This window comes from Kribbella sp. NPDC026596 (assembly GCF_040638415.1).
In the GTDB taxonomy this organism is placed as follows: Bacteria; Actinomycetota; Actinomycetes; order Propionibacteriales; family Kribbellaceae; genus Kribbella.
Genome location: NZ_JBEZYF010000014.1, coordinates 149,494 through 164,931, shown reverse-complemented (window position 1 = coordinate 164,931; position 15,438 = coordinate 149,494). Strand labels below are relative to the sequence as shown.

The window sequence follows — 15,438 nt, the reverse complement described above, 5'->3', positions numbered from 1 at the left end:
AGGCCCTGGCAGAACATCATCCGAAGCCCATGTACGGGGTTAATGCTAAATTTCGGCATTGACTTTCGGCACGCTGTTGAGTTCTCAAGAATCGGGCGCACACCGCGTCCGTGACCTCTCGGCCAGGACTCCGGGGCAACCTGCGTTACTCTACCGGAGCGGATCCACCGGGTCAAGTCCCAGTTTTTCCGGCTCACCCCGTCGCGTCTAAGCTGCCGACCCGAGTCCGGAGACACGTTTCGGCTCAGCTAGCCTTGGGGGGTTCGGAGCGACCGGCCGCTTCCGCGTCCCGCGCCTCGCTCCAACAAGAAGAACACTACGTGGATCGCGGGTGGCCGGTCAAATCGGTTCCCGGTGGGCTGAATCACACGGCTGTAATTTGCTCCCGGCAACCCAAGTATGGGAGTGGAGCCGGCCCAAGCAAGACACCCGAGCCGGCCCCGCGAGCAAGCCGTCAGCCTTGCGCCGGAGAGGCCAGAACCCCTGCAAACGAACGCTTCCCACGCCGCAGCACCAGCACTCCCCCGGGCAGCAGGTCGTCCGTACCAGGCACGTACTCGGCGTCCTTCACCTTCTCGTTGTTGAGGTACCCACCGCCCTCGGCCACCGTCCGCCGAGCCGCCGACTTGCTGGCGACCAACCCCGACTTCACGAGCAGGTCGCCGTACGTCGGCATTGGCTCGCCGGCAGCTAGTTCGACATGGGGTGCTTCGCGCAGTGCGGCGACGAGAGTCGAGCCGTCGAGGGACGCCAGCTCCCCCTGGCCGAAGAGCGCCTTCGAGGCCTCCTGGACCCGACGAGTCTCCTCAGACCCATGTACGAGCGTTGTCACGTCTTCCGCGAGTACACGCTGTGCCTCACGCGCCTGTGGGCGTTCTGTGGTCGCCTGCTCGAGTGCGGCGATCTCCTCGGCCGTTCGGAACGTGTAGAACCGCACGAGCTGCATCACGTCACGGTCATCGCTGTTGAACCAGAACTGGTAGAACGCGTACGGCGAAGTCAGCTCCTGATCCAGCCACACCGACCCGGACTCGGTCTTCCCGAACTTGGTCCCGTCGGCCTTGGTCACCAGAGGGGTGGCCAGTGCATGCGCTTTGCCGGAGTCAGCGCGACGGATGAGCTCGACGCCGGCCGTCAGGTTGCCCCACTGGTCGCTGCCACCCGTCTGCAGCGTGCAGTTGTGCCGCCGGTACAGCTCCAGGTAGTCCAGCGACTGCAGCAGCACATAGCTGAACTCGGTGTAGCTGATCCCCTGCTCCAGCCGGGCCTTCACGACCTCACGGCCGAGCATCCGGTTCACCGGGAAGTGCTTGCCGATGTCACGCAGGAAGTCGAGCGTGTTGAGGTCCTTGGTCCAGTCGTAGTTGTTGACGATCCTGGCCGGGTTCGGCAGCGACTGGTCGAAGTCGATGAACTTCTCCACCTGGCCGCGGACCTTCTCGACCCACTGCTGTACGACGTCCTTCGGGTTCAGCACCCGCTCGGAGCTCTCCTTGGGATCGCCGATCAGGCCGGTCGCACCCCCGACGAGGCCGATGGGGTTGTGGCCGGCCAACTGGAGCCGTCGAAGCGTCAGTAGCTGCAGCAGGTTGCCCATGTGCAAGCTCGGTGCGGTGGGGTCGAAGCCGACATAGGAAGTGATCGGTCCAGCCGCCATGGAGGCCCGAAGGGCGTCCGGATCGGTGGAGTGGGCGATCAGGCCACGGCTCTCCAGGTCATCCAGCACCTGGGCGCGGCTTACGGTCCCGCTGTCGGTCACTTGTCTCTCCTCGAGTACGTCGGTCAGCTACAAGTGTCCTGTATTCGCGCCGACGCGACTCAGGTGGGCTCAGGGCGGGTCAGAACCGCACGGAGCTGAGGACGGAGCGCGTGACCGTCAGGCCCCTGCACTGTGGCAGCGGTCGGCCGCTGCGGGTCGTGTGCACCCGGGTCCGGGTTAGGGACGGGCAGACCGTGGGACAGGACCTGCTCGGCAGGTGTGAGCTGCCGGATGCCGATCGCCCGGACGTGATCCGGATGGGTCTGCGCGAAATCGCCGTACAGCTGTGGGTCGTGCTGGCCGTCGTCACCGATCAAGACCCACCGGACGTTGGGGAACTCCTTCGCCAGCCGGCGCAGTGCGGTCCGCTTGTGCTCCTGACCGCTGCGGAACCACCCGGTGTTGGTCGGGCCCCAATCCGTCATCAGCAGCGGGCCGGCCGGGTATCCGTGCCGGGCGAGGAAGCGGGTCAGCGTCGGAGCCGTGTTCCAAGCACCGGTGGACAGGTAGAAGATCGGCGCACCCGGGTGGTCCCCCAGGAGCTCGTCGTACAGCTCCGCCATGCCCGGTACGACGCGTCGCGCCTGCTCGTCGCGGACGAATGTGTTCCAGGCGGCGATCAGTGGACGCGGCAGCATCGTCAGGATGACCGTGTCGTCGATGTCGCTGACCAGTCCGAAGGTGGTGTCCGGGTCGGGGACGAAGATCGGCGCTCTGGCCTGCCGTTCACCACGCACGCCCAGGTTGATCTCGTGCCGTCCCGGCGGCAGCACCACCGGCACGGTGAGGTCGATGAACCCGCCCCGGTCGGTGACCCCCTCGAACGTCTGCCCGTTCACGGTGACGGTCACGGTGACCTTCACCGCCGGCGCCGTGACGAAGACCCGCCAGCCCCGCACCACCTGGTCCTCTTCGTACCGGGGCTGGTTGCGGGGGTCACGGCCCAGTACGACGCGCGCCAGCACCCGCACGAACTCCGTGGTGCCGTAACCGACCTGCGGGATGATCCGCTCCTGCCAGCCACGACGCCGCAGGATCGCCTGCACCCCGATGTTGAACCAGTCCTCGAGACGGGACGCGTAGTGCGGACGGGCCATACCGGAAACCTACCCGCAGGCAGGGCCCCCACGCCTGCTCCCCCGCGACTCTGGGAAGACCTTTACCGACTCCTTCGGGAAACTTTCCGGCTCCTTCGGGAACTGTCCATGCCGCCCCGTACCGTCTTCGCATGACCGCTCTCGGAATGTGCTTCCCCCGCACCTACCCCGCCGCCCTGGTCACCGACGTGGCCCGCCGCCTGGACCAGGGCGGCGCCGACGAGCTGTGGATCATCGAGGACTGCTTCTTCACGGCCGGTCCGTCGCTGGTGTCCGCCGCTCTGACGTCGACCGAGCGCCTGAAGGTCGGCCTCGGCATCGCGCCGGCAGTGGCTCGCACCGCCGCGGTGACCGCGATGGAGTTCGCCACCCTGGAGGCGCTCGGGCCGGGGCGGTTCCTGCCGGGCATCGGCCACGGAGTGCAGGAGTGGATGGGCCAGATGGGCGTCCGGCCGAAGTCGCCGCTCACCACGCTCGAGGAGGTCACCACCGCCGTCACCCGCCTGCTCGCCGGGGAGAACGTGAGCTTCGAGGGCAAGGCCGTCTACCTGAAGGACGTGAAGCTGGACGCGCCGCCGGTGGACCCGCCGCCGATCCTGCTCGGGGTGATGGGACCGAAGTCGATGGCCCTGGCCGGCCGGGTCGCGGGTGGCGTCGTACTCGCGGAGCCCGCGACACCGCCGTACGTGCGTCAGTCGGTGGAGTACGCCGGATCACCGGAGGGGTTCGTGGTCGCGGTGTTCAGTGCGATGTGCGTGCGGAGCGACCGCAAGACGGCGTACGAGTGGACCGCGCCGTGGCTGGGGTGGCGGATCGGCGACAAGCACCCGGGCGTCACCGCTCTGCCGTTCTTCGATGAGATGAAGAAGCTGTACGACGAGTCCGGCGCCGAAGGACTCGTGGGGATGCCGGTCGACTGGTGGACGGAGATCGGTGCGATCGGCACGCTCGACGACGCGGCGGCGCACATCGAGGCGCTGGAGGCGGCCGGGGTGCATCACATCGGCCTGTTCCCGGATCCGGAGGTGGAGCACGGGCTTCCGCAGCTCGACCACGTGCTGGAGCTCGCGAATCGTTAGGCGCGGCGCTTTGGGACGTGCGGGCGGTACGGCGAGACCGTTGGGTCATCGGGGATCCAGAAGCGCCAGGGACGATCGGCAGCCTCGCGGAGACCGACCCGGGGACCGGTGGACGGCTCGCCGTCGAAGCCGGGACCCGGGAGGAGCTGGATGCGCGAGTCCTTGGCGAGCAGGTCGGTGCCGTTGCCGTCCCGTCCGATGCCGAGGGCGACACACAAGCGGGCTGGACCGCGGGCCAGGTCACGATCCGGGTTGCCGTTCGGCCGCTTCACGACGGGACCTTGTCTGACCCTGGAAGTCGCCTGGTTGAAGACGACCTTCTGGGTGTCAGGCTGGCCGCGACGGACGCGGGCCAGCTCGACGCCCTCGATGATCTCGCCGGCGCGGAGCAGGACGGCCGACGGTTTGCCCGCCGGGCCGACCACCACGTTCATGCAGTAGTGCATGCCGTAGGTGAAGTACACGTAGAGGAAGCCCGCCGGCCCGAACATGATCGCGTTACGCGGTGTCTCGCCCCGGTAGGCATGCGAGCCGGGGTCGTTCGGGCCGTCGTACGCCTCGACCTCGGTGAGGCGTACGTCGACCGTTCCCTCGTCGGTGGTGCTCCGCACGACCATGCCGAGAAGCTTCGGGGCCACGTCGAGGACGGGACCCGCGAGCAGCGACCGGCGCATCAGGCGAGGCGGCTGCTGTGGTCGGCTGCCCGCGCCCGAAGCTCGGCCAGCTGCTCGACGACGCGCTCCTGCGCAGTGCCGCCACGCGTGTTCCGCGACGCCAGCGAGCCCTCGACGGTCAGCACCGAGCGGACCTCGGGAGTCAGGTACGGCGAGATCGCGGCGAGATCGTCGTCCGTGAGGTCCCAGAGCTCGATGCCACGCTTCTCGCACTCCTGCACGCACGCACCGGCGACCTCGTGAGCGACACGGAACGGGATCTTCTCCCGGACCAGCCACTCCGCGATGTCCGTCGCGAGCGAGAAGCCCTGCGGCGCCAGCTCCTCCAACCGCGACGTGTTGAAGCGCAGCGTGTGGATCATCCCGGTGAACGCGGGCAGCAGCACCTCGAGCGTGTCGATCGAGTCGAAGACCGGCTCCTTGTCCTCCTGCAGGTCCCGGTTGTACGCCAGCGGCTGCGCCTTCAGCGTCGCGAGCAGGCCGCTCAGGTTGCCGATCAGCCGGCCCGCCTTGCCGCGGGCGAGCTCGGCGATGTCCGGGTTCTTCTTCTGCGGCATGATGCTCGACCCGGTCGAGAACGCGTCGTCCAGCTCGACGAAGCCGAACTCCTTCGTCGCCCAGATGATCACCTCTTCGGCCTGCCGGGACAGGTCGACACCGATCTGGGCGGTGACGAAAGCGAACTCGGCGACGAAGTCACGCGAAGCAGTCCCGTCGATCGAGTTCGCCGACGAGTTCGTGAAGCCGAGCTCGGTCGCGACGAACTGCGGGTCCAGTCCCAGCGAGCTGCCCGCCAGCGCCCCTGATCCGTACGGCGAATCCGCGGCGACGCGGGCGTCCCAGTCGGCGAGGCGGTCGAGGTCGCGGATGAGCGGCCAGGCGTGCGCGAGCAGGTGGTGCGACAGCAGGACCGGCTGTGCGTGCTGGAGATGCGTCCGGCCGGGCATCGCGACGCCGAGATGCTTCTCGGCCTGCTCGGCGAGTGTGCCCACCTGCTCCAGCAGCAGCCGGCTGATGATCCGGCCGTGCACCCGCAGGTAGCTCTTGAACAGGGTCGCGACCTGGTCGTTCCGGGACCGCCCGGCCCGCAGCCGTCCACCCAGCTCGGCCCCCAGGAGCTCGAGCAGCCCGCGCTCCAGCGCGGTGTGTACGTCCTCGTCGCTCGCGGCGGGCAAGAAGCGCCCCGCGAGTACGTCGTCCAAGAGCTGATCGAGCCCGGCGAGCATCTTGGTCAGATCCTCGTCGGTCAGCAACCCTGCTCGGTGCAGCACCTTGGCATGCGCCTTCGACCCGGCGATGTCGTACGGCGCCAGTCGCCAGTCGAACTGTGTCGACTTGCTCAACGCCGCCAGCGCATCAGCCGGCCCGCCCGCAAACCGTCCACCCCACAGGGCAGCACTCTCACCGGAACTCACCAAACCATCCTCTCAGTCACTTCGTCAGCAGCTTCCGCCAGGTAGCGGCGTCGGCAGCGTTGTAGCCCCGGCTGAACCCGCAACCGAAGGCATACGCGTCCTTCAGCGGGTTCGTTCCGCCCCACTGCGGCTCGCCGGCGACCAGCAGCCGGCTGCCGTCGGTGTAGTCCGGGAACGGGACCGACATCTGGTATCCAGCTCCGTGCGGCGGGGTGATCGTCCGCACTGTCACGGTGCTGGGGCCGTCGGCCGGCTTGAACCACTCGCCGACCCGCAAAGTCAGTAGGTAGCTCGGAATCGCGCCGCCCGGATCCTTGACGATCTTCACGACCGTGCCGTCGAAGGCGAAGGCCCGTTTCCTCAGCTCCGCCGGGGAGTATCCGGCAACGCACGAAGCGGCAATTCCTTGGCTGGGCGTGATGCTCGGGGTCGTGGGGGCGGCACTCGATGGTGCCTGGCTGGGCTGGATGCCCGGGACTGGGACCGCGCTCGGGCCGGAGGCGCTCTCGTGGACGGCAATCGCGCCAACGATCGCGGCTGCGGTGCCGGCCGCCGCGAGGACGGGAATCAGCAGCCGTCGCCTGGCCGGGCGGCGGGTTTCCAATTGCCGGCGCGCGTGGGCGAGGACCTCGGTGGACGGAGGCGGGACGTCCCCGGCGGACTCGAGGTCGTTCCAGTGGTCGGTGGGGTTCATCGGTCTGCCTCCTGTCGGGTCTGTTCGTCCTCTGCTTGGGCCGAACCGGCGAGGCGTTCGTCCATGCGCTGTCTGGCGCGGTGCAGGCGGGATCGGGCGGTTCCGGGTGGGATGTCGAGGACTTGAGCGGCTTCGGTGGGACTGAGGTTCTCCCAGGCCACCAGAAGGAGCAGTTCGCGTTCAACGGCCGGGAGGTCGCGGAGCGCGGCCCGCAACACCGGTCCGAGGGCTGCCGCGTCGAGGCGGGCATCGACCGCCGCCGTCTCATCGATCGGCCGGTCGATGCCGAAGACTCGAGCCACGCCGGTCCGGAGACGGTGTTTGCGGTAGTAGCCGTGCAGCACATGCCGCGCGACGCCGAAGAGCCAGGCCCGGGCCGATCCCAGTGCGGGGTCGTACGACGATCGGCCGCCGTACGCTGCGACCCAGACGTCACCGAGTAGGTCGTCGGCGACTCCCGGCAGCGTTCGACGGGTCAGGTAGGCGTGGATGTCGGGTCCATGGGCTTCCACCTGCGCCACGAACCAGTCGTCGTCCATTCCCCAGTCCCCTCCCACGCCGTCGCACCGTCGTCCCCTACTTGGCGGACCGCGGGGCGAGCGTTCGCGCTACTTGTGTTCGGAGCGGGCGGCCAGGGACAGGAAGCGGGTGGCCAGGGCCTGGCCGCCGGTGGGGTTTCGGGAGACGACCATGACGGTGTCGTCGCCCGCGATGGTGCCGAGGACGTCGTCCAGACCCACGTGGTCGATTGCCGACGCGAAGTACTGGGCCGCCCCCGGCGGGGTTCGCAGGATGACCAGGTTCGCGCTGCCCTCGGCGCTGACCAGGAGCTCCGACGCCACTCGGGCCAGGCGGGCTTCGAACGCGGCTGCCTCACCGGCGCGCGGCGTACGGTCGCCGCCTTCACCGGGTACGGCGTACACGAGCTGGCCGGTCGAGTCGCGAACCTTCACCGCACCGATCTCGACCAAGTCGCGCGACAGCGTGGCCTGGCCGACGACGAGACCGGACGCCGCGAGCAGGTCGGCCAGCTCAGTCTGCGAGCGCACCGGCTGCCGGCCCAGCAGGTCGACGATCCGCTGCTGCCGCGCGGTCTTCGTAGTCGGTACGGCGGTGCTCATCCACGTCCTCGCTTCGCTCCGGGCGCGGATGAGACACGACACATGCTGTGTTGTTTGATGAGCTCGCTTCGCTCACTCATGCCTCGAAACTCCTTGCCAACAGCCACGACAGCAGCGCCTTCTGGGCGTGCAGCCGGTTCTCCGCTTCGTCCCAGACGACCGATTGTGGACCGTCGATCACGGCCGCGTCGATCTCCTTGCCGCGGTAGGCAGGCAGACAGTGCAGCACGATCGCGTCGGAGTTTGCCTTCGACATCAGTTGCTCGGTCACCGCATATGGCACGAACGGCGCCTCGCGATCGGCAGCCTCGGCCTCCTGCCCCATCGACACCCACGTGTCGGTGGCGACGACGTCCGCGCCGTCGACAGCCTCCAGCGCGTCCGGGGTCCACGCCGCCGAGCCGCCGGTCGACGCCGCGATCTCGGCAGCCCGCGCCAGTACGGCGGGATCCGGCTGGTACTCGGCCGGCGAGCCGACCACCACATGCATCCCGGCCGTCACACCACCGAGCAGGTAGGAATGCGCCATGTTGTTGGCACCGTCGCCCAGATAGACCAGCTTCAACCCGGTCGTCGAACCCTTGTGCTGCCGCACGGTCAGCAGGTCGGCAATGATCTGGCACGGGTGGAACTCGTCGGTCAGCGCGTTGACCACCGGTACTCGCGACGCCGCCGCCATCTCCTCGATCCGGGTCTGCCCGGACGTCCGCCAGACGATCGCCGCGACCTGCCGGTCGAGCACCCGCGCGGTGTCGGCGATCGGCTCGCCACGGCCCATCTGCGAGGTCTGCGCGTCGATGATCAGCGGTGAACCGCCGAGCTCGGCGATCCCGACCGCGAACGAGATCCGCGTCCGGGTCGAGGTCTTGTCGAAGATCACCGCGACCGTCTTCGGCCCGGCCAGCGGCTGATGCCCGTGCCGGTCCGTGGTCAACTGCTGCGCGAGCGTCAGTACCTCGTCCTGCTCCACCGGACTGAGGTCGTCATCACGCAAGAAGTGCCTGATCATGTCCCCTCCACCTGGTCCAGAAGCTTCGGCAGGGCCGCGACGAAGCTGTCGGCATCAGCCTTGCTCAGGATGTACGGCGGCGCCAGCCGCAACGCATCCGGAATCGGATTGTTGATCACGAAGCCGGCCTCGAGCGCGAGCGCGGTCACCTGGTCCGACACCGGCTGGGTCAGCTCGATCGCCAGCAGCAGCCCGCGGCCGCGGACCCCGGCGATCAGCGGATGGTCGAGCGCGATGATCGACGACGCGAGGTGGTTGCCGACGGCATTCACCTGGGCGAGCAGCTCGTCCCGCTCGATCACGGTCAGCACTGCCAGTCCGGCGATCGCCGCGACCGGGTTGCCGCCGAACGTCGTCCCGTGGTTCCCCGGCTGCAACAGCTCCGCGGCCGCGCCCAGACCGATGCACGCACCGATCGGGATCCCCGCGCCGAGACCCTTCGCCACGGTCACGAGGTCCGGCGTGATCCCCTCGGGCTCGAAGGCGAACCACGTCCCGGTCCGCCCGATGCCGGTCTGGATCTCGTCGAGCCACAGCAGCGCGCCGTGCTGCGACGTGATCCGTCGTGCCGCCTGCAGGTACCCGGCCGGCGGTACGACGACGCCGTTCTCCCCCTGGATCGGCTCGAGCACGACCGCCGCCGTCTGGTCGTCGACGGCCGCGGCCAGCGCGTCGGCATCGCCGTACGGGACGAACTCCACGTCTCCGGGGAGCGGCGCGAACGCCTCCCGGTACGCCGGCTTCCAGGTCACCGCGAGCGCGCCCATCGACCGCCCGTGGAAGGCGCCGACGGTGGAGACGATCTTGGTCCGGCCGGTCCGGCGGGTGATCTTGAACGCCGCCTCGTTCGCCTCGGTGCCGGAGTTCGTGAAGAACACCTTGCCCGGGGCATCGAACAGGCCGAGCAACTTCTCCGCCAGCGCGATCTGCGGCGCTGAAGCGAAGAAGTTCGACACGTGGCCGAGAGTGGCGAGCTGCGAAGTCACCGCGGACACCACGAACGGGTGCGCGTGGCCGAGGCAGTTCACCGCGAGCCCGCCGAGCAGATCGAGGTACTTGTTGCCGTCGGCATCCCACAGGTAGGCGCCCTCACCACGAACCAGAACCCGCTTCGGCGCCCCGAAGGTGTTCATCAGCGCACCGGAATAGCGCTCGGTCAGCGCGGCTTGCGTTCCGTCGACGGTCAGCAATTCGGTCATGGGGCCTCCCGGCCTGGACTGAGGAGCGGAGGGAGCGAAGCGACTGGAGCGACGAGGGAAGGCCGGGAGTCAAAGCCCCATGACCCTGCCGGTGCCGAAGGCCCGGCCAAAAGCACGGTCATGAGGGGATCACCTGGGTTCCACTTCCGGCGTCGGTGAAGATCTCCAGCAACAACGAGTGCGGGACACGGCCGTCGATCACGGTCGCGCGGGAGACGCCCGACTCGACCGCGCGCAGGCAGGCTTCCATCTTGGGCACCATCCCCGAGGCCAGCGACGGGAGGAGCTCCGCGAGCTCGGCCGCGTCGATCTGGGTGATGATCTCGTCGCTGTCCGGCCAGTTCCGGTACAAGCCGGCCACGTCGGTCAGCACGACGAGCTTCTCGGCGCCGAGCGCTACCGCCAGCGCGGCGGCCGCGGTGTCGGCGTTGACGTTGTGCGCCTGGCCGTCCTCGTCCGGCGCGATCGTCGACACCACCGGGATCCGGCCGGCGTCGATCAGGTCGACCACCGCCTCCGGCCGGACGTCGACCACATCGCCGACCAGTCCGATGTCTACCGATTCGCCGTCGACCAGCGCCGTACGACGTTCCGCGGTGAACAACCCGGCATCCTCACCAGACATGCCGACTGCGAATGGGCCGTGCGCGTTGAGCAGGCCGACCAGCTCGCGACCGACCTTGCCGACCAGGACCATGCCGACGACATCCATCGCCTCGGGCGTGGTGACCCGCAGGCCTCCACGGAACTCGCTGTCGATGCCGAGCCGGTGGAGCATGTCGCTGATCTGCGGTCCGCCGCCGTGGACGACGACGACCCGGACCCCGGCGTACCGGAGGAAGACGATGTCCTCGGCGAAGGCCTGCTTGAGCTTGTCGTCGACCATGGCGTTCCCGCCGTACTTCACGACGATGGTCTTGCCGTGGAACTCCTTCAACCAGGGCAGCGCCTCGGTCAGAACCGCGGCCTTCTCTACCGCGTCGGCATGACTGTTCATGAGGAGTACGCCGAGTTCTCTTCGACGTACGCGTGGGAGAGGTCGGTGGTGAGGACCGTGGCCGACGCGGGGCCGGCGTGCAGGTCGATCAGTACGTCGATCTCGAGACCGCTGATGTCCGCCTCGGAGCGATCGACGCCCTTGCCGCCGGCAACGCAGATCGGTGCGCCGTTCAGCGTGATGTCGAGCAGCGACGGGTCGAACGCGGTCGGGGCGTTGCCGACTGCCATCGCGATCCGTCCCCAGTTCGGATCGGAGGCGAAGAACGCGGTCTTGCAGAGGTTGTCCTCGGCAACGATCTTCGCGGCGGCGAGCCCCTCGGCCTCGGTGGCCGCGCCCTGCACGGTGATGCTGACGTGCTTGGTGACGCCCTCGGCATCCGCCTGCAACTGCTTCACCAGGTCAGCAGCCAGGGCGGTCAGCGCGACCTCGAAGGCCTCGGGAGTGACAGCGACACCGGAGGCGCCCGAGCTCAGCAGCAGCACGGTGTCGTTGGTCGACGTTCCCCCGTCGACGTCGAGCCGGTTGAACGTCTTGCCGACCGCGTTCCGCAGCGCGTGGTCGAGGTGCGGCTGGTCGAGCATGGCGTCGGTGGTGATGACGCTGAGCATGGTCGCCATGTTCGGCGCGCACATCCCCGCACCCTTGGCGAATCCGCCGATGCTCCAGCCGTCCGGATGCTTCAGCGCGGCCTGCTTCGGCACGTTGTCGGTCGTCATCACCGCCGTGGCCGCGGCCAACCCGGCCTCGGGGCCGTTGCCGAGAGCATCCACCGCCGAGGAGATGCCAGGAATGAGCTTGTCCATCGGGAGGCGCTCGCCGATCAGGCCGGTCGAGCAGACCCCGACCTCCGCGGCGCCGATGCCGAGCACCTCGGCCAGCTTCTCGGCGGTCTTGTGGGTGTCCTGGAATCCCTCCGGACCGGTGCAGGCATTCGCGCCGCCGGAGTTCAGGACGACGGCCTTCAGCTTGCCTGCGGTCAGGACCTGCTGCGACCAGAGCACGGGCGCCGCCTTCACCTTGTTGGTGGTGAAGACACCGGCGGCGACGTCGTACGGGCCGTCGTTGACGACGACGGTGAGGTCCGGCGTACCGGCCGGTTTGATTCCGGCGATCACCCCGGCCGCGCGGAAGCCGGCCGGCGCGGTGACCCCGGCGCTCCGATCGACTTGGGTGTGCGGGGTGACTGCGACGGTCACGGGGCTACTCCTACGAGGGGCAGGGCCAGGGTCTCGTCGAGACCGGTGGCCAGGTTCATGCACTGCACGGCTGCGCCGGCGGTGCCCTTGGTGAGGTTGTCCATCGCGGCCACGATGACGGCGCGGCCGGTGCGCTGGTCGAGGGCGAGCTGCAGTTGCACGGTGTTCGCGCCGAGGGTGGCCTGCGTCTGCGGCCACTGCCCCTCGGGCAGCACGTGCACGAACGGCTCGTTGCGGTAGGCATCTTCATAGGCCTGCCGGAGTGTCGTCAGGTCGGTGCCTTCGGCGATCGGTGCGCTGCACGTCGCGAGGATGCCGCGGGACATCGGCACGAGCACCGGGGTGAACGAGACGCTCACCGGCTGCTCGGCGTACGGCGTGAGGTTCTGCTCGATCTCCGGGGTGTGCCGGTGGACACCGCCGACGCCGTACGCCGAGGCGGAGCCCATCACCTCGGCGCCGAGCAGGTGCGGCTTCGGCGCCTTGCCCGCGCCGGAGGTCCCGCTCACCGCGACGACCACCAGCTGGCCGGGATCGACGAGACCGTTCTGTACGGCGGGGAGCAGTGCGAGCGTGGAGACGGTGGGATAACACCCCGGTACGGCGACGCGGTGCGATCCGCGGAGCTTGTCCCGCTGCCCCGGGAGCTCCGGGAGTCCGTACGGCCAGGAGCCCGCGTGCTCACCGCCGTAGAACTCGACCCACGCCTCGGCCTCGGTCAGCCGGAAGTCCGCGCCGCAGTCGATCACGGTGACGTCCTCGCCGAGTTGCTCGGCGATTCCGGCGGACTGTCCGTGCGGCAGGGCCAGGAACACCACGTCGTGACCGGCGAGATTCTCCGCCGTGGTCTCGACCAGGATGCGCCCGGCCAGCGGCACGAGGTGTGGGTGGTGCGCGCCGAGCGCCGTACCGGCGTTCCCGCCGGCGGTCAGCGCGCCGATCTCGACCTGCGGGTGGCTGCTCAGCAACCGGAGCAGCTCACCGCCCGCATATCCACTGGCACCGGCCACCGCCACCGTCACACTCATATGAATGAGTATGCCATGCCCCGAATGAATATCCAACCGTGAGAGTGTCGCCTCCCGCCACTCAACCACCGATGGTGCGCTCGTGGTGTGACTCAGCTCATGTCACAGCTGGCCGGCGGGGCGTGTCCGGGAGGGGGACGACGACCTGGAGGTGGATGTGATGGCTCGGATCGGCTTGGACCATGAGCGGACCTGGTTCGTGCGGTTGGCGGAGTGGGGTAGCCGGCGGAAGTACGGGAAGGTGCCGGATCCCGGGAAGGTCGCGCTGCACAACCGTCGGGTGCTGGTGTCGACGCTGCTGCTGGAGGGGTCGGCGGCGCGGTGGAAGGCACTGGCTCCGGAGTTGAAGGCGCTCGCGGTGATGGTGACGTCGGCGCGGATCGGGTGCAGTTGGTGTATGGACTTCGGGTACTGGGAGTTTCATCACCAGGGTGTCGACCCGGTGAAGCTGCGTGATGTGCCAGGGTGGCGGGACAGCGATGTCTACACGGATCTGGAGCGCGCGGTGATGGACTACGCCGAGGCGATGACCGCCACCCCACCGGAGGTCACGGACGAGCAGGTCGAGCGGTTGCGCAAGGATCTGACCGACGAGCAGCTGGTCGAGCTCACGGCGATGGTCTCGCTGGAGAACTACCGCTCCCGTGTGAACGCCGCTCTGGGCCTGACCAGCCAGGGCTTCAAGGAGTACTGCGAACTGAGGCCCGTCCGGTGAGCGACGAGCAGTTGGCCCGGGAGTTCGACGAACACCGGGCCGTCCTGGTGGGAGCGGCGTACCGGGTGGTGGGCAGTGTCAGCGATGCGGAGGATGTGGTCCAGGAGGCGTGGCTTCGGTGGGCGGCGATCGAGCATGAGGAGATCCGCGACGTACGCGCGTACCTGATCCGCATCACCACTCGGCTGGCGCTCAACCGGCTGCGGGAGCAGAAGGCCCGGCGGGAGCAGTACATCGGCCCGTGGCTGCCCGAGCCGATCACGCCGACCCTGGCGTCGAACGACGACCCGGCGGCGGCCGTGGAAATGGCGGACTCGGTCAGCATGGCGATGCTCGTCGTACTCGAGACGCTCTCGCCGCTCGAACGCGCAACCTTCGTCCTGCGTGAGGTGTTCGATCTCCCGTACGACGAGATCGCGGACACGCTCAACCGGTCCGAGAGCGCGGTCCGGCAGCTCGCCCACCGAGCCCGCGAACACGTCCACGCGCGGCAGCCGCGGCACCACGTCGACAAGGCGCGGCACAACGAGCTCACCATGCGGTTCATGGCCGCGGCCGGATCTGGTGACTTCGACCAGGTGGTGTCGCTGCTCGCACCGGACGCCGTCCTGATCAGTGACGGCGGCGGCAAGAAGAAGGCCGCACTCCGGCCGATCCACGGCGGGGAGAAGATCGCTCGCTGGCTGTTCGGAGTCCTCGCGGAGAACCCGAACTTCGAGATCCGGATGGCCACCATGAACGGCGACACCGCGTTCATCGCGTACTTCGACGACGAGCCGGACACGGTCGCGTTCCTGGAGACCACGGACGGGCTGGTCACCGAGCTGTACCTGATCCGCAACCCGGACAAGTTGGGCACCGTGCCGGCTCGGCACACGCTGGACTCGTAAACTATCTGCAACTCAGTCGCAGATGGAGGGGTGCCGTGAAGTACCTGGTGGTGGAACCGGACGAGGCGCTGGATCCGGGTTTGCGGGCGGATCTGCTGGACACCTGGATCGCGGCCACCGACGCCGGCGGCGCCGTCGGATTCATCGCGCCGGCGCCGGTGGAGCGGGTCGCGGAAACGCTGGACGAGGCGCTTGGCCGGGTCGCCGCGGGGGTGGATCTGCTCGGGGTCCTGCACACCGGCGAGCGGTACGCCGGGATGGGCCTGCTGATCGATCGTGGCAGCGCGCTGCAGCCACACTGGCGGACGGTGTTGCGGGTGATGGTTCATCCGCAACACCAAGGCAACGGCGCTGGCCGCCAGCTGATGGAGGGGCTCCGCGGCTCGGCCGTCGACCTCGGACTCGAACAACTCCAGCTCACGATCCGCGACGGCCTCGGCCTGGAAGCGTTCTACGAACCCCTCGGCTACCGAGTCGTCGGCCGCCACCCCCGCGCGGTCCGCGTCACCCCGACCGACTACCGAGACGAAATCATGCTGGTCCTCGACCTGTAGGCCAGCCG

The 15,438-nt window shown here is 68.6% G+C and carries 16 protein-coding genes; 4 read left to right on the top strand and 12 right to left on the bottom strand.

Translation table 11 applies throughout. The features are described from left to right. Positions 1-454 precede the first annotated feature (454 nt). Both tyrS and AB0E63_RS14790 read right to left on the bottom strand, forming a co-directional pair. The gene (tyrS, locus tag AB0E63_RS14795; RefSeq protein WP_360365556.1) at positions 455-1,759 is read right to left on the bottom strand and encodes a tyrosine--tRNA ligase; all 1,305 of its coding nucleotides are present in this window, start codon (positions 1,757-1,759) and stop codon (positions 455-457) included. A gap of 59 nt (positions 1,760-1,818) precedes the next feature. Continuing rightward, the gene (locus AB0E63_RS14790; protein ID WP_360365554.1) at positions 1,819-2,856 is read right to left on the bottom strand and encodes a phosphatase domain-containing protein; all 1,038 of its coding nucleotides are present in this window, start codon (positions 2,854-2,856) and stop codon (positions 1,819-1,821) included. 131 nt (positions 2,857-2,987) lie between these two features. On the opposite strand from AB0E63_RS14790, the gene AB0E63_RS14785 reads away from it, so the two are divergent. Further along, positions 2,988-3,935 carry an LLM class flavin-dependent oxidoreductase gene (locus tag AB0E63_RS14785; RefSeq protein ID WP_360365552.1) on the top strand — a complete coding sequence of 316 codons (948 nt, stop codon included), beginning with the start codon at positions 2,988-2,990 and terminating at the stop codon, positions 3,933-3,935. On the opposite strand, the gene AB0E63_RS14780 is transcribed toward AB0E63_RS14785, so the two are convergent. The 10 genes from AB0E63_RS14780 to argC all read right to left on the bottom strand — a co-directional run bounded on the left by AB0E63_RS14780 (position 3,932) and on the right by argC (position 13,271). Next, entirely contained in the window at positions 3,932-4,609 is a 678-nt protein-coding gene (locus tag AB0E63_RS14780) for a DNA-3-methyladenine glycosylase (RefSeq protein ID WP_360365550.1), read from the bottom strand. The genes AB0E63_RS14785 and AB0E63_RS14780 overlap by 4 nt on opposite strands. Next, positions 4,609-6,024 carry an argininosuccinate lyase gene (argH, locus tag AB0E63_RS14775; protein WP_360365548.1) on the bottom strand — a complete coding sequence of 472 codons (1,416 nt, stop codon included), beginning with the start codon at positions 6,022-6,024 and terminating at the stop codon, positions 4,609-4,611. Before argH ends, AB0E63_RS14780 begins: the two co-directional genes overlap by 1 nt. A gap of 16 nt (positions 6,025-6,040) precedes the next feature. Then, complete coding sequence (locus AB0E63_RS14770; protein WP_360365546.1) at positions 6,041-6,718, bottom strand: hypothetical protein; 678 nt, start codon at positions 6,716-6,718, stop codon at positions 6,041-6,043. After that, a complete protein-coding gene (locus tag AB0E63_RS14765; protein ID WP_360365544.1) occupies positions 6,715-7,257 on the bottom strand; it encodes a sigma-70 family RNA polymerase sigma factor in 543 nt (180 codons plus the stop codon). Before AB0E63_RS14765 ends, AB0E63_RS14770 begins: the two co-directional genes overlap by 4 nt. A gap of 69 nt (positions 7,258-7,326) precedes the next feature. Next, positions 7,327-7,839 carry an arginine repressor gene (locus AB0E63_RS14760; protein ID WP_360365542.1) on the bottom strand — a complete coding sequence of 171 codons (513 nt, stop codon included), beginning with the start codon at positions 7,837-7,839 and terminating at the stop codon, positions 7,327-7,329. Between the two features lie 76 nt (positions 7,840-7,915). Continuing rightward, positions 7,916-8,848 (bottom strand): ornithine carbamoyltransferase, encoded by a 933-nt coding sequence (argF, locus tag AB0E63_RS14755; RefSeq protein ID WP_360365540.1) that lies wholly within the window; start codon positions 8,846-8,848, stop codon positions 7,916-7,918. Further along, positions 8,845-10,047: an acetylornithine transaminase gene (locus AB0E63_RS14750; protein ID WP_360365539.1), complete on the bottom strand. Its 1,203-nt coding sequence runs from the start codon at positions 10,045-10,047 to the stop codon at positions 8,845-8,847. Before AB0E63_RS14750 ends, argF begins: the two co-directional genes overlap by 4 nt. A gap of 118 nt (positions 10,048-10,165) precedes the next feature. Then, on the bottom strand, positions 10,166-11,044 hold the full coding sequence (gene argB, locus AB0E63_RS14745; RefSeq protein WP_360365537.1) for an acetylglutamate kinase: 879 nt from the start codon (positions 11,042-11,044) through the stop codon (positions 10,166-10,168). Further along, the gene (argJ, locus tag AB0E63_RS14740) at positions 11,041-12,243 is read right to left on the bottom strand and encodes a bifunctional glutamate N-acetyltransferase/amino-acid acetyltransferase ArgJ (RefSeq protein ID WP_360365535.1); all 1,203 of its coding nucleotides are present in this window, start codon (positions 12,241-12,243) and stop codon (positions 11,041-11,043) included. Before argJ ends, argB begins: the two co-directional genes overlap by 4 nt. After that, positions 12,240-13,271 (bottom strand): N-acetyl-gamma-glutamyl-phosphate reductase, encoded by a 1,032-nt coding sequence (argC, locus tag AB0E63_RS14735; RefSeq protein WP_360365533.1) that lies wholly within the window; start codon positions 13,269-13,271, stop codon positions 12,240-12,242. Before argC ends, argJ begins: the two co-directional genes overlap by 4 nt. 160 nt (positions 13,272-13,431) lie before the next feature. Between argC and AB0E63_RS14730 the strand changes: the two genes are divergently transcribed. From AB0E63_RS14730 to AB0E63_RS14720, 3 genes are read left to right on the top strand one after another with little or no spacing between them, the layout of a single operon-like run. Beyond that, on the top strand, positions 13,432-13,986 hold the full coding sequence (locus AB0E63_RS14730; protein WP_360365532.1) for a carboxymuconolactone decarboxylase family protein: 555 nt from the start codon (positions 13,432-13,434) through the stop codon (positions 13,984-13,986). Next, entirely contained in the window at positions 13,983-14,876 is an 894-nt protein-coding gene (gene sigJ / locus AB0E63_RS14725) for an RNA polymerase sigma factor SigJ (RefSeq protein ID WP_360365530.1), read from the top strand. Before AB0E63_RS14730 ends, sigJ begins: the two co-directional genes overlap by 4 nt. A 35-nt stretch (positions 14,877-14,911) precedes the next feature. Further along, a complete protein-coding gene (locus AB0E63_RS14720) occupies positions 14,912-15,430 on the top strand; it encodes a GNAT family N-acetyltransferase (protein WP_360365528.1) in 519 nt (172 codons plus the stop codon). Positions 15,431-15,438 lie beyond the last annotated feature (8 nt).